This is a genomic window from Flavobacterium sp. 270, from assembly GCF_004368785.1.
In the GTDB taxonomy this organism is placed as follows: domain Bacteria; phylum Bacteroidota; class Bacteroidia; order Flavobacteriales; family Flavobacteriaceae; genus Flavobacterium.
Map to the genome: position 1 here is coordinate 268624 of NZ_SODM01000001.1, position 15865 is coordinate 284488.

Here is a 15865-nt window from a genome sequence, read left to right on the forward strand (position 1 = left end):
AAATGATATCACCTTTAAAACAAATTGAAAGTGGCAAAATGTTTATCCAAAACGTTTTTGGAAATTACAACAACCACGAAATGTGGTACAAAATTCCCGAATATCAAAGACCATATGTTTGGGAAGATGATCAAATTATTGCCCTACTAGAAGATATTTCAAGTGCTCAGCAATTTACACAAGATTCTGAATATTTTTTAGGTTCTATTGTATTTCATAGTAAATTATCAAAAAATGAACAATATAGAGATAATGAATTATTAGATGGTCAACAAAGACTAACAACTCTTTATATGTTAATGGCTGTTATAAGAGATTTGTCTGGCAATGAGGATTTAAAGAAAACTTGCAGAGATGCTATATTTCAAAAAGAAAATAAATTTAAAGGAATTCCTGAAAGGATGCGTTTAACTTTTGATATACGTGAAGAAGTTCAGGATTTTGCAGAAGAATTTATCAAAATTGATGAAAGCACTACAAGAAAAGACCATTTAGCAAATATTATTTCTACCAGTCAAGATATCAACATAAAAAATATGGCAAGAGCCATTATAACAATGAGAGAATGGTTCTTAAAGAATGATTCCATTGATGTTGAAGATTTTTTCATTCATTTAATGAATAATGTTTTATTGATTTTTGTTTCTAGTCAAGAACTAGATGATGCTTTCCGATTATTTACCGTACTTAACGATAGAGGTGTAAAATTAAGAAATAGCGACATTTTAAAAGCAGAGAACCTTAAATTTGTAACAGATGATAATAAGAGGAAAAATTATGCCATATTTTGGGAAGAGCTTGAAGGCGAACTACAAGAAGATTTTGATCAGTTCTTATCTTATATCAGAACAATTTTAGTTAAGGATAAAGCTAGATTAAGTTTACTGAAAGAATTTGAGCAAAATATATATAATCCAAAAGAATATAATAGAGAAACAAAACAATCGATTCCAAAAACTCCTTTATTAAAAAAAGGTATAGACACTTTCGAATACATAAAAAGGTACAAAAAGCATTACGATTTTATTTTTAATAATACCAATTCATCTCTTGGAAGCACTTTCGAATTTGAGAATTTGATAGCATTATTACAAGACAATAGCATTGCAGATATATGGATTCCACCATTATTAAGTTTTAGAGAAAGTTTCGGGGATATTCAAATTTTTAATTTTCTAAAAAAACTCGACAATAAGTTTTCTGCTGATTTAATTTCAGGAGAATCGCCTACAGCCCGAATTGAATCAATGAATAGTATTATTAAAGAAATTGAAATTTTAAAAAATAAAGAAAACCTCAATGATGATGAAAAAATAATTTTATTGTTAAACTCTAAAGTTTTTAATTTTAATTCTTCATCGTTTCTAAATGAAATTCAATCGGGACAAATTTATAAAAGAAAATTTGCGCGCTATATCTTATTGAAACTGGATTATTTAAATAGTGGAAATACTCAAAAATGGAATACTCCATCCAAAATTAGTATTGAACATGTTTTACCGCAAAGACCCGCTCCAAATAGTCAATGGAACAAAGATTTTACTAGCGAAAAACATGCTGAATGGATCAACAAACTAGGAAATTTAGTTCTTATTAGTCGAGCCAAAAATTCTTCTCTAAGTAACTTAGATTATATAGACAAAAAGAAAAAATATTTCAACACAACAATGGATGTTTTTCCTAATTCATTAAAAATGATTCAGAATACTCATTGGGATTTAACAACACTAGATACAAATCATGAAAGAGTTGTACAATTACTAAAAGATCATTACCAAATATAACACATGTCCAACATTTCAAGCATACTAAAAAGCATACAAAACATAATGAGGCAAGACACCGGTCTAAACGGTGATGCACAAAGAATCGAACAATTGGGTTGGATGCTTTTTCTTAAAATATTTTCAGATAAAGACAAAGAATTAGAACTTCTAGACGACAATTACACCTCACCAATTCCTGACTTATTTCATTGGGTAAACGAAAAAGGAAATTGGGCTGGAGATCCAGAAGGAATAACTGGTGAAGAATTATTGGAATTTATTGACAGACAATTATTTACTGCACTTCGCAATATTGATGTTAGCACAGGAAATCGTCGTGCCTTGATAGTTCGTGAAGTATTCGACGGTAATAATAACTATATGAAAAGTGGTACAAACATTCGTAAAGTTTTGAATAAACTGAACGAAATGGACTTCAACATAGCCAAAGATCGCCATGCATTTGGGGAATTATATGAAACAATTTTAAAAGGACTACAAAGTGCAGGAAATAGTGGAGAATTCTATACACCTCGCGCCATTACAACATTTATTACTGAAATGATTAACCCACAATTGGGAGAAAAAATATTAGATCCTGCATGTGGTACGGCGGGGTATTTAACTTGCGCAATTGAACATTTAAAAAAACAAGCTAATAGTATTGAAGAGAGTCAAAGCATTGGCGAAAATGTAATTGGTTGGGAATATAAACCACTACCCTATTTATTAGCTACAACCAATTTAATTCTACATGACATAGAAGTTCCAAACATTCGTTTTGGCGATGCATTAGATCAGCCTCTAAGCAATTTTACAGAAAAACATAGAGTAAATGCCATTTTAGCAAATCCTCCTTTTGGAGGTATTGTTGCTAATAATAACGAAACAAACTTTCCTCAAAACTTTAGAACAAAAGAAAGTGCTGATTTGTTTTTAATTTTAATGATTCATTTATTAAAAAAAGACGGTCGTGCTGGTATTGTTTTACCTGACGGTTCATTAACTGGTGATGGTGTAAAGCAACGAATTAGACAAAAACTTTTAGAAGATTGCAATTTGCATACTATAATAAGATTACCTAATTCCGTTTTTCAACCTTATGCTTCGGTATCAACCAATTTATTATTTTTTATAAAAGGAAAACCTACTAAGGAGGTGTGGTATTACGAGCACCATTTGCCTGAAGGACAAAAAGCGTATAATAAAACCAAACCTATACAAGTCAAAGAGTTTGATCCAATTAAATTATGGTGGAATAATCGAAAAGAAAGTAATATCTCTTGGAAGGTAAATATAAAAACTATTATTGACCGTAAGTACGACTTAGATATAAAAAATCCAACACAGCCAAAGGAAACTCATGAATACAATAGTGATGAATTGATAGAAATGTTGCATAAATCTTTTGGAAAAAGCAATTCATTATTAACTGATTTAAAAAACAGAGTAAAGTAATGAGCTGGAAAAAAGTAAAATTAGGACACTTTTTAAAGAATCGTGAAGGAAGGTACAAACCAAATGATATTGCCATTCAAGGTCTCAAACGTATCGATAAAATCAATTTTTCAGGAACTATTTTTTTATCTGATAAGCCATCTAATACCGATATGATATTAGTAAAGAAAGGTGATCTAGTTATCTCTGGAATAAATGTTGAAAAAGGCGCAATGAATATTTATCAAGGAGATGAAGATGTTGTTGCAACAATTCATTATTCATCTTATCATTTTGATGAAAAGCAAATTGACATCAATTTTTTAACTAATTTTTTAAAAAGTTTAGAGTTTAAAAAAGCGCTTAAAGATCAAGTGCCTGGAGGAATAAAGACAGAAATCAAGCCCAAACATATTTTACCTTTATTAGTTGAAATTCCAACTGATGTTAAGGAACAAAAGAAGATAGTAACTAAGTTGATTTCAAACAATTCTAATGTTCAAAATATTAATTCTGAACTCAATCACCAACTTCACTTAATAAAACAATTACGTAAAGCCTTTTTACGTGAAGCAATGCAAGGAAAATTAATAAAAAGCATTAATACTTCGGAGACTGGTCAACAACTTTTAGCAAAAATAAAAGCTAAAAAAGCAAAGATAATTGCAGAGAAAAAACTCAAAAAAGAAAAAGAGTTATCATTGATAAAGGAAGAGGATATTCCTTTTGAAATACCTAAACATTGGGCTTGGTGTAGATTGGGAGATACTGGTAATCTAAAAAGAGGTAAATCAAAACATCGTCCACGAAATGATCAAGAATTGTTTGTGGGAGGTAATATTCCCTTCATCCAAACTGGTGATGTTTCAAAAGCCAAAAACAATAACAATCTAATTACTACTGTAAATGGATATTATAATGATTTTGGACTAAAACAAAGCGAACTACAAAAAAAGGGAACATTATGTATAACCATTGCTGCAAATATTGCTGAATGTGGATTCTTGGATTTTGATGCTTGTCTTCCTGACAGCATTGTATGCTTCTTATCCATTGATAAAATAATAGAAAAGTATATTTATTATTATTTAGTTACAGCGAAAGATGAACTAGAGAGATATGCACCAGCTACGGCACAAAAAAACATTAATTTAGGAATACTAAATGATTTAAAAATTCCATTCCCGCCAATTCACGAGCAGGAACAAATTGTAGCTAAATTAGGAGAATTAATGGCATTTTGCGATGGTTTGGAACAAAGCATCAAAGAAAGTCAAGGCTATAATGAAATGTTATTGCAACAGGTTTTGAGAGAAGCTTTGCAACCCAATCAGAAAATAAATGATATTTCCATTGAAAGCAAAAAAATAGAAAGTCCATTAAAAACAATTCTCGCTGGACATATTATTAACTTAAACAACACCACTGATTTTGGTAGAGTTAAGTTTCAAAAATTACTATTCTTAACTGAATACATATGCAAAATCGATTTTGATTCAAATTATATTAAAAAAGTTGCCGGGCCATATGATGATTTTTTGATCAAAAGTATTGAAGCTGATTTTAATCGTATGCGCTTTTTTAATGTTGTTCAAGACAAAACAGATAACAAAAGAGTACGTTATACTGCGCTTGCAGGGGCAAACGAATTGGAAAGTTTATTTCTGGAAAACTTTGCTGATGAATCATTAAAAATAAATAATACTCTTTTAAAATTCAGACCATTAAGCTGGGGAGAATGTGAACTTATTGCAACACTTTATGCTGTTTGGAACAATCGTATTATAAAAAATGAACAAATTACTGATGAATTACTTTATAGTGATTTTATGGCTTGGGATAAACAGAAAAGTAAATATCATAGTGTATTTCATAAATGGCTATTTTGGATGAAAGAGGAACGAATAATTCCTGATGGTTGGGGGAAATATATTGATAAACCACAGTAACACAAATAACCAACATTTTTTTTATAGATATTTAAAATGCTTTGAAAATATGGAATTAAAATTTATTTGGATTGAAGATTATAAAAATGTAAAACAAACTGGATTTAATTTTAATCATAGTATTGCGCAGGAATTTCAATACATTAATGATGAAATAGCAATTAGCACTGACAAAATTCAAACTCCAGAGTTTTTCTTTGCAGAAAATATTTCAAGTGTTACCGCCATTGTTGGTAAAAATGGCTCCGGTAAAACAAATTTAGGAGAATTCATGAATTTCAATTTAGCTCACGTCACAAATGGAGCACTTACAGTTAATTTCGTAGGATATAAAGGAATTTTAATTATTGATAAGCTTATTTTTTTTCAAGAAAGCATTAAAATTAAAAATATTGAAGATCTTGAAAGTATTGGTTATGAGCTTCTTGATTATAAAAATGCACCTCTAGATAATCAAGGAGGACGAAAATGGGCTGAGATGAGTAGAAATAAATACATTTATTATTCACCTGTATTTGAATTCAGGTACATAAATATAAGAGAAAACCTGACCAATATTTCAACAAGTTATTTAGCTTTTAACGATATTAATAAAACCGCAAAACATTACAATCTAAATAGAGATTTTGATACTTCATATGATAAAACAGATTTTTTGAAGGCTCACTACGTTAATGAAATGGTTCGTCAATCTGATTTCATTTTAAACTATAATACAAAAGAGTTTATAGGGGAATCTCCAACTAATCTAGAGATATCTATTGATCTGGTTGAAGAAAACAGATTACTTCAAACTCCTTCTTTTTACAAAAAAGAAGATCCGAAAGAAATTTATGAAAATAATTTATGGGATGAATTAAATAACTTAGAAGGTAATATCTGGAATCGTGGATATGCGGAATTAAGCAATTACAAACTACCTGAAAAAGATGAACAGAATAGGTTTGAATATTATTTAATTCCAGTTGAAAATCAAAAGGATATTTTTAGGCGATTATTTTTAATTAATTTTTTCAAAATCGTACTAAAAACAAGTGATTATAAATTTGATGTTGGATTTTTTACAAGTTTTTTACACGAACCAGAAAAATTAGTTTCAATAGGATTTATAAAAAAAATATTTTTAGTAGACAATAAACTCCAGTCACTCATTAATGATTGTAAATGGGATGCTGAGAAAAAACGAATTATAGTTGAATCTGACTTTAATTCAAGAGCCAAAGCCTATTCCAGTTTAATTCATAATGCAAAATTAGACACTAGTATTTACAAGAATAAAAAGGACTTTCTAGATCTTTTGAGGTTAATAAAAGAAATCACTCAGAATAGACTTTCTTTTCACTATCAGTTTTCAAATAATTACAGTTCCGGTCAACAACACTTACTCAACTTTTATTCAAGATTTTATTGGGCAAAAAATGATCTTTTAGATTCTGAAAAAAATATAACATACGAAATGTTTAGAGATAGAATCATAATCTTTATTGACGAAGGTGAAGTCGCTCTACATCCTGAATGGCAAAGATTGTTTTTCAATAAAACTGTAAAATTTTTGAGCGAATTATTTCATGATAGAAAAATACAACTGATTCTAACTACGCATAGTCCATTTGTACTATCAGATATTCCCAAAAATAATGTTTTGTTTTTGGATAGAAACGATGATGGTAATACAGAAATATCCGACATGGAAAGAGATAACACATTCGGAGCAAATATTTACTCATTACTATCAGATTCTTTCTTTATGGAAAACACTATTGGGAATTTTGCAGAAGAAAAAATGAAAAGTGCGCTGGATATGCTTAAAACTAAACATAATGATTATAGTAAAGAAAAAATAAACGAATTAAAATATATAATTGATTCTATTGGGGAGCCAATGATTAAAGAACAATTTGAATATTTGTTTAATAAAAAATTTGGTTATGATGAAATTTCGGAGCTAAAGAAAAGAATTATTGAACTTGAAAATAAAAACAATCAAAATGATTCCAATTAAATTTAATAATTCTAATGTATCCCAATATTACAAAAAAATAGATACTACAGATGGTAATTATAAATCTATTTCAAGCAAACTTCAAAAATGGATAAATGCAAATTCTGGCAATTCTGATATTGATATTGCAAGAGATATTAAAAAAAAATTAAAATCAATAATAACTAGTACCCCTAAAGGACTAGAATTAATAATTAATGAGTACAATACAAATGGTTTTCAATCAAGAGTTTTTGATCCGGCACTAGGGAAAAATGGAGAATTAACCAGTATAGGAAAAGCATTAAAGGATATTTTTAATTACAAATCTTTTAGACAAAGTAAAAAAGCAATATGGTTTTCAGATTCACTTAGCATCAAATCATGCGCAACTTGTAATAGTCAATATACTTTAAAAACTAGCCAAATAAAGAGCGTAAAACTCTTATTTCATCTTGATCATTACTTCCCAAAAAGTGTTTATCCATATTTAAGCTTGTCTTATTACAATCTAATACCTTGTTGCGCAAGTTGTAATATGAGCAAATCTAATAAGCCTTTTTCACTGCTTGAAAATATACATCCATACATTGAAAGTTTTCACAATATTGCAAAATTCAATTTAGATAGAGCTAGTCTTGCTGATTTTCTTATTGATCCGAATAAAAATGAAGATAAAATAAATTACTGCGTTGAAATTAGAGCAAAATACTTTGGGAATTCCATATTTGAAACAAAACTTGAAAACTACTTAAGAGAATTTAGAATAAACGAACAATATGAACAATTTAAAGATATTGCTTCAGAAACTTATTTAAGATCCCGATATTATCATAAGAAAAGAAGAAACGAAGTTAGAGATTTTTTTCATGGTAGCGGTATAAACATTGATGACGAATTATTTAGAAGATTTGTTTTAGGAAATTATCACCAAGATAAAGATTTGTTAAAAAGACCGTTAGCTAAATTCATGAGGGACATCGGGGAAGATTTAAATATGTTTTAACATAAGTAATTTTTCACCTTCTGGCATCTTATGTGAATTTTAAAATTGTAAAGGACTCCTAGTGCATCACATTAATTTAATAGATTTTCTAATTAATCTTTTTTTTTCAAAAGTTCGTTATACTCTTCAAGCAATTTTAAATACTTATTTTTCCAATATTCTAAATTTGCTTCCTCACTTTGGTAATCAAAAGCAGATTCGTTTGATGAATTCTTATAAGAGTTAAATGCCTTTATTTCATTTTTAAAATCATAATGAATGATTTTACCTATTTGCAAGACTACATCTAATGAAAGATTTGCATTCTCAAACTGAAGGTATATGTACCTCCTGCTTTTTGATAATTTCTTGGCTAACTCCGTAATAGGATATCCACTTTTATACACCGCTTCTTTTACTATTTCACCTCTGTGTTCCATACTTCAAAGATTGATACTTTAGTGAGAAATTATTTTTACAATAAATACACATAAGTGTGCATTTATGTCTATTTTTGCGAATAAAAAGCAAGTAAAAAGATTCACATATGTGTATTATGTGTGTAATTAAAATTCATTATTATAAATTCTAAAATATCGAGCATGAAGAAAGCATTACTATTTACAATTATTTTTATTTTAGCACAACAAGTACAATCTCAAGCCTCTCCACAAGAAATTAAATGGAACTATACTGATATTACTCCCAAGACATTTATTTTTAACAAAACTATAGTTGGATATTTTATAGAAGAATATAAGGATTCTCCAAGAATAGCTATGGAAATTTTTTCAGACTCTACTGCGACAAATAAAATTGGTTCTATAAAACTAAACGAAATAATACCTACAGAAATCTTTGATGTTCTAGCATATAGTTATAAGGATAAACTTTATTTGATTAAAGCGACGAAAGACAACAAAATATGTTTAATACATGAAGATGTAATGTATTATCAGAATTGGGGAAAGGGCAATGGTCTTACACTAACTAAAGATTATACAAAACCACAAATACTTGCAAAAGAAAAATTGATCTTAGATAATTACCGTTTAAAACTGAAAAATGCATTGTCAACCGTTAGCAAATTAGAGGCAATTAATAATAAACATTTAGTAAATATGGTTAATGCTTTTGGCGTAGTTGTAGAACAAAAATATGATCCAAATAAGTTCACAAAGGACGAAAAAATCATTTACAAACAATTGATACAAAAATTGAAATCACAAAATGAAGAAATAAAAACCGAATTGGAGAAAAAAATTGATTCTAAAAAAACATTAACCGAATTGATTAGTATTACTGACATAAACAAACAATTGCAAATAGAACATGCTTACAATGATTACTCATATCATACTTTAAATTGGTAGGCAAAAAAATACCCATACGGAAATGTATGGGTATTTTTTTTTTATTTTACTACTCTTTCAAAAGCATAATATCATGTAAATGAAGAAGATAATTTAAAAAATCCAATAATTTGATTTTACATCTGCTTTTTGTCACTGTTTTGCTTAAATATATTATTATTTTATATTTAGTAGAAAAAAGTGTCAAAAAACAGATGTAAATTATAAGCAATATCTAGTTTCTCTAACCCCTTTTATCATTTTTGGAGTAGATTTTAACCCGCTAAATTTTGATTTAACAAATCCACCAACACTCTTAACAGGTAGACCAGTTATTTCAACTATAGCATTTACTGTTATAAAACCATCAGTTGATACTTTTTCAGATACTGCATTAATCATATCGTCGGTAATATGTTCATATGCTTTTCCTATACTTAAACCTACAGCAACTCCTTTTCTATTTCTAATTAATCTTTTATTGATTGGCAAGTCTTTCTCCAGTTTATCTCTCAAAAATTCTTCATACCAAAGAATTGCGTCACTTCTCCATGATTGAGTATAACGCTGTTTAAATTCTACTTTTTTTCCATATTTAATTATATAACAGATATTCAGTTTTTTTCTAAAATTTTCTTGTAATTTCAACTTAGTCTTTTGATCCATCGCCATATATGCTTTATTGATATATTTTGGACACAAAGTATCTAACATCTTTTGATATTCTTGTTTAGATAGACTACCGACTCCATCAATCATATTGACTATTTTGTCTACCTCATCAATAAAATTGTTATCTAAATCATCTACTAAATCACTGTTAACAAACTTCGTAAATTTGAGTCTGTTATCGAACTCTTTAAGATTCATATTGCAATGTTCCATTAGTTCTTTTATCCAACTAAAGTCACTAATAAAACCACTTATATCTAAACATCTCCTTACTAACAATCTTATACTTCTAAAGATCTGTTCATTTTCCAGTGTTAAAATTTTGTCTTCCAATGCAATTGAATAATCACCTAATTTTATTGTATAAACAGTAAACTTTCTTATTAAATTTAGAACATCACTAAGAATAAATTCTAAAGCTCGAATTTTCATTTGTTTTTCCAAATCATTTTGCTCTACTAATAGTTCTTGATATTTTTTCATCACATAACTATCTGTATGAGAACCTTCTTCAACATTTACTATATATCCAAATGCTTTTAAATTTCCTCCAATACAAATAATGTTACTATGGTGTTCTTTGAGCTTTTCGTTTAATACCTTCCATCTAACCTTATCTTTATCGACTCCAAAATCATCCTCCATATTCTCAAATTCCTGATCTGCAAAAAGATCTGTAGCTATATCATTTTGTATTAAACTGATGGTTGTAAAATCTTCTACATAATTAAAGACAAAATCTTTTTCATACTCAATATTATTTGGCACAATGAAAAAGACAACAATCATAACATTTGTTTTTCTAAACCTGTTAGCGTACTGCTCAATTTCTTGCCATGTAATTGAATTTTTGTTGTCGGTGTAGATAACCATAACCGTTTGTTTGTCAGTATTATTTATATCAATGCCAACATTTCCTAGGGAAGTAGCAAAAAGTACTTGAGTGTTACAATCTACCATAGACATTTTATTTATATCATCACTTACTTTATTGTATTTCTGATTATTTGAATAGATAGCAAAGTTTGGATATCCAATACTTCCCACAACACAATTTATCCATTTTTCGCCCATATTTGTGGGAATAAACACTCTATAATTGTTGCTTAAAAATTCTTTTGTACGATTTACTAATGATGTGTAGCATTGATCTCTATCCTTACAACCAACAAAAGTTACCATTCTTTTTTTATGATTAATAAACTCTTTTTTTTGTACTAGTGGCTTACCTTGATCATCTGTTTCAAAATAAATTTCCTCACCAGTAGGAATACCGCTCATTAAAACTAAAGTTGTTTTGCTTTGCGACAAATACTGATCTCTTCTCACGTTTAAGATGTGATCTTTAATTTTTTTAAGCAAGGGCACTATAACATTCATTCTATACCTTTCCGTAAACAAAAGATGAGACTCATCTATAAAAACGTAATCAAATTTTTCAAAATCTTCAACTTCTATTTGCGCCCCTTTATCAAATGTGCAAATAATTGAATCTGTGGTATTAATATATTTCTTTATACTAATTGTATCAGAAACTTGTACAAAATCTTTTAAATTTTTATTTTTTATTATTGCTTTTGTTGGGACTATAAGTAAACATCTTTTATTTTGTTCGTTTAGTTTTTCCACCATGCTAGTTTTACCACTTGATGCAGGAGAAACCAAAATGTTTATATGCAATCTTGAAAAAAAATCAGTTAGTAAATCAAGTTTATCACTTAGGTATCCAGTCAGCACCTCGCTTTCAATCCTTTTAAATTTTTCAATTTCATTTTTGATGTCGCTAAGTTTAGTGTTAAGCGAAGAAATATCAATAATGCTGATAGATTTTTCCTTCTCAGTTTTTTGTTGTACAGAGTAATTCTTGTGATTTCCTATCTCTTTTAATTCAAATTGAATTATTCCATTCTCAAATGAAGTACAAAAATTTTTATAGTCAATATTATTTCTTTTAAGGAAACTTAATGAATCATGACCTCGTGTCCACCCAACAATATTGTTAACCTCAGCAAAATTTTGAACATGTTTACACTCTTCTTTACTAGCCCAGTGAGCAAATAGTAGATCAGAAGAGTCGGTTACAAGCTGTATTTTGCTTGCTTCGTCATGTGTCCATCCAAAACCGCATAGAGTAGTAATATATTCTTGTTTGCTTTTCCACGTATTTCTGTTGTTTTTCAGGTTTAATATAGTATTAAATTTACGTTTTGCTTCATCCCGAGTAATATTGTATTCACTAGCATAAATCTCATATGCTCTTTTTGAAACGTTAGATCCGACATACAAATCTAAATATGATAAATTACCGCTTTTTACATCGTATTCTATCATTTCAAAAGGCTGAACTTCACGCAGAGTCCGTGCTGTTTGTATAAATTTATTATATAACCTATAATTATAAATAACCCCGTCCTTTGTTGGATATTCATATTTGTAATTTTTGCAAGTTCCTAATGTATTTGCTAAAATATCTAACACACCATAATACCAATTATTAAGTAAAGTATCTCTGTTAAATTGAACTGGTCTTTTTTTGAATTTTGTTGGATTCCTTTGCCATTCTCTAAATTTATCAATCTTTTCGAATGCACTTTCAAGTCTCTCTTTTTTCACATCATTTTGTAAAATTTCGCCAGTCTTTTGATAATGATCGACAGCTTCAAAATAAGGATGTTTTCCAAAGCGGTTTGAACCAAAAAAATAAGCTGTCTGAATTATTAAATAACATTCCGTGAAATAACTTGAGTTGAACAATTCCACATCTTCAGTATTATTAATAATTTCTATAGGAGTATATGGTGTGTAATTACAAGCATCAAGTATTGCTTTAATTTCTCCTATATTACTTGATCTTACCTTCTTGTACTTATGTTTTTTAGTTCTACCGTTATCTTCTCTTTTAAAAGAAACATATATTTGGTCATAAAAATAATTTATTGCCAGATATGTAAGAGCATCGAAAGAAATACCTTTTTGTGTATCTTGATTTTTCAGATTTGCAATGCCGTTAATTAGTGCCTCTTCTGTATTTTGATTATTTTTTAAATAAATTGACAGCATCTGGTCTATATTTTTCCTAGCATCAATGACGTTGAATTTCAACATCTTATTTGAAAATTTAAGATAGTGAAAATCTTACAGTTGTTTTTTTCTTTAAGAACATTGCATAATGCTCTAACCCCATCATTTTTTTGACAGGGTTTAAGTTTTAATTCTACACTCATAGCCTTTAATCGTTTAAAGGGATTAAAGAGGCTTCAATGTCTGAGCGTAAAAAATAGACCCGTGATCCGAGGCCTAAAGGTTTTAGCTTATTGGATTTACACCAATTGTGAACCGTGGATAAATCCACATTAAACATTCCGGCTACTTGTTGTCGAGTTAGGTACTCTGCTGGTTGAATTGGTTTAAAATTTTTTAAGAAATCATTTAAGATAACTTTTACGTCTGCCGTAATTTCATTTTTTAACTCTTGCGGTGTAGTCGCTACGAATTGTATTGCACTCATAATAATTAATTATTGATTAGAGTGCAAATCACAATTAGGGAATCATTAGGGATTCCCTAGAAAGGTTTAAAGGCATAAAAAAACCTCTTTTAATTAAGAGGTTTTGGGTTTAATATTTTTACTGTTTAGTGTTTGAAGTACTTTGTTTACTGTACTTTTTGTATTATAAGGATGGTTCTTATCTTCTATATCATTACTAATTAATCGATTTAAACTGGGTTGTAATGTTGACGCTTTCTCGCCTGTAATAGAACTCAAAATGGTAGCCATTAAATTTGTACTTGCGATAAATTCAGGTTTTCTTTTTAAAAAATCAATAATTCCTAACTCATTTAAATAAATTATTTTCTGCACAACTGATGTATTAGATAAATCATAAATTTCAGATTCATTTCCATTTTCGATATAATTAATGTTTTCAAAAACAGATTCAATAAATTCAACATCAGTGAGGGACATTTCCATTTTTGTATTTTTTACTAAATAATTTATATTTATGTTAGTTTCTTTCCCATATTGTTCATTTATATTTTTTATCATTGAATCTAATTCTTTTTTTCGATCGATATTTGTAGTACCTAACTTAAAGGTAGATACATCTCGTATGCCAAAATTCATTTCTAAGATTAAAGGATTTATTTTTTTATCTATTAATAAATTAATACCATTGCGAACATGTTCTTTTAATTGGTCAACTGCAATTTCACAATTATCTAAAAATTCCTTTTTTGTTATCAAGCCAGATTGTTCTTTCTGTTTTTCTAATATTTTTTCTTGGAAATATTTTCTTTTCGATTGAATTGTTGATAGAGCAATTGGTTGTAATTTTTCAAAAACATTAATTATTAATGCTAAATAATTATATTTCATTATTCTGTTCCTGTATTATGTAAAACTTTCATTGATGCTGGCTTTTTATTTAACTCATCAAATTTTGCGAATCCCTTAGCTAAACTCGTAGCGTTAGTTTTGTCAGCCTTAGACACATAATCCATAAATTGCTTAGTACTTTTATGTCCTGTTTGACTCATTAATAACATGGTATCTATATGTGTATAGTAATTTGTGGCAAAACTTCGTCTCCCTATGTGTGTACTCACAGCAAGATATTTTTTAACCTCTTTCAATTCGTAACGATTGGTTTTTTTGTTTTTAATGCTCACAGTAACCAATTCATTTATCTTGGCTTCTTTACAAACTAATTTTATGAGTTTATTATAAATAGTACTATTACTCCCAGCTTTATCTGAAAATATGGGCGGGAACTTCCCGCCTCTCTTTTCGATGATTTTTAAAACTGGTTCCCGCAAAATTATATAAACAGGCGTATCCGTTTTTTGTTGTCTAAAGTCAATGAATTTACTGCCTTCAATATCTACGATATCTTCAACTTTAAACCTTAAAAAATCACTAACGCGCTGTGCAGTATGTAAACTAATAACAAGCCAATCCCTAGCAATATCTAATTGTTTGTCATCTAATTTAACCGTTTCAACTCTTTGTATTTCATCTTCATTTAAAGTAATATGTTCAGCTCTTTTATAAACATAGTCTTTACCTAAACCAATTTGTTCAACTTCAGGATTTACTTTAATCCCTCTACTTTTTGAGTGATAACATACTTCTTTAATCGTTTTGATAGTTTTTATAATTGTATTTTTTGCATAACCATCATCACGTAACCAATCTTCAAAGCGAGTAATAAACATTAAATCAATGTTCTCGATATAGATTGGTTTTATTGTTTTTTCATATTTCAAAACCCTGTTTTTGAAAACTCGAATTTTCTTAACTGTTGAGGTTGCAATGTCACTCCCTTTACAATCAATATAATGTTCAAAATAATCCACCAATTTTGATGGAGCCATCCTTTCAACTTTAGGATTTATAACATTTTTTAACCAATCGGAATTTATAATTTCAAAATCTTCTCTCTCGTTTAAAAGTGTTGTTATTTGATTAGATAATTTAGCAAGGTCTTTTTCTAAATTAATCAAAGAGCTGTTCTCTTTTTGAACTTCTGCTTTTGATTCCGCAGTTGCACCATTCGGCACCTTTACCTTTTTGATTTTACCTTTATCAAATCTTTCCGGATTAATAGATAAGTTCGTTTTTGCTTTTGCATCAATATCCCTTCCCTCACGAATTCTAACATAAATTGAAGCTGGATTTTTTATTGATTGCAGGTAAAATGTTATTGCCATATATTTAAATT

Annotated in this window: 11 protein-coding genes; 6 read left to right on the top strand and 5 right to left on the bottom strand. The window is 28.8% G+C overall.

Annotated features, from left to right (window positions below; genetic code table 11):
* The first annotated feature begins 2 nt into the window (after positions 1–2).
* From EV144_RS01210 to EV144_RS01230, 5 genes are read left to right on the top strand one after another with little or no spacing between them, the layout of a single operon-like run.
* On the top strand, positions 3–1784 hold the full coding sequence (locus EV144_RS01210; RefSeq protein WP_134145381.1) for a DUF262 domain-containing protein: 1782 nt from the start codon (positions 3–5) through the stop codon (positions 1782–1784).
* Positions 1785–1787: 3 nt separating this feature from the next.
* Entirely contained in the window at positions 1788–3224 is a 1437-nt protein-coding gene (locus EV144_RS01215; protein ID WP_134145383.1) for an N-6 DNA methylase, read from the top strand.
* Positions 3224–5152, top strand: a complete 1929-nt coding sequence (locus EV144_RS01220; protein WP_134145385.1) for a restriction endonuclease subunit S — start codon at positions 3224–3226, stop codon at positions 5150–5152. The genes EV144_RS01215 and EV144_RS01220 overlap by 1 nt, the downstream gene beginning before the upstream one ends.
* Before the next feature lie 49 nt (positions 5153–5201).
* The gene (locus tag EV144_RS01225; RefSeq protein ID WP_166670520.1) at positions 5202–7154 is read left to right on the top strand and encodes an AAA family ATPase; all 1953 of its coding nucleotides are present in this window, start codon (positions 5202–5204) and stop codon (positions 7152–7154) included.
* A complete protein-coding gene (locus EV144_RS01230; RefSeq protein WP_134145389.1) occupies positions 7141–8139 on the top strand; it encodes a hypothetical protein in 999 nt (332 codons plus the stop codon). The genes EV144_RS01225 and EV144_RS01230 overlap by 14 nt, the downstream gene beginning before the upstream one ends.
* Before the next feature lie 92 nt (positions 8140–8231).
* Here the strand turns inward: EV144_RS01230 and EV144_RS01235 are convergent, their stop codons facing one another.
* Positions 8232–8558 (bottom strand): CRISPR-associated protein Cas4, encoded by a 327-nt coding sequence (locus tag EV144_RS01235; protein ID WP_134145391.1) that lies wholly within the window; start codon positions 8556–8558, stop codon positions 8232–8234.
* A gap of 162 nt (positions 8559–8720) precedes the next feature.
* On the opposite strand from EV144_RS01235, the gene EV144_RS01240 reads away from it, so the two are divergent.
* Positions 8721–9491: a hypothetical protein gene (locus EV144_RS01240; RefSeq protein ID WP_134145393.1), complete on the top strand. Its 771-nt coding sequence runs from the start codon at positions 8721–8723 to the stop codon at positions 9489–9491.
* Positions 9492–9692: 201 nt separating this feature from the next.
* Here the strand turns inward: EV144_RS01240 and EV144_RS01245 are convergent, their stop codons facing one another.
* From EV144_RS01245 to EV144_RS01260, 4 genes are all read right to left on the bottom strand, one after another.
* Positions 9693–13247: a hypothetical protein gene (locus EV144_RS01245; RefSeq protein ID WP_134145395.1), complete on the bottom strand. Its 3555-nt coding sequence runs from the start codon at positions 13245–13247 to the stop codon at positions 9693–9695.
* A gap of 124 nt (positions 13248–13371) precedes the next feature.
* Positions 13372–13650 carry a helix-turn-helix domain-containing protein gene (locus tag EV144_RS01250; protein WP_134145397.1) on the bottom strand — a complete coding sequence of 93 codons (279 nt, stop codon included), beginning with the start codon at positions 13648–13650 and terminating at the stop codon, positions 13372–13374.
* Positions 13651–13743: 93 nt separating this feature from the next.
* Positions 13744–14520, bottom strand: a complete 777-nt coding sequence (locus tag EV144_RS01255) for a hypothetical protein (protein WP_134145399.1) — start codon at positions 14518–14520, stop codon at positions 13744–13746.
* On the bottom strand, positions 14520–15854 hold the full coding sequence (locus tag EV144_RS01260) for a phage integrase SAM-like domain-containing protein (RefSeq protein WP_134145401.1): 1335 nt from the start codon (positions 15852–15854) through the stop codon (positions 14520–14522). Before EV144_RS01260 ends, EV144_RS01255 begins: the two co-directional genes overlap by 1 nt.
* Positions 15855–15865 lie beyond the last annotated feature (11 nt).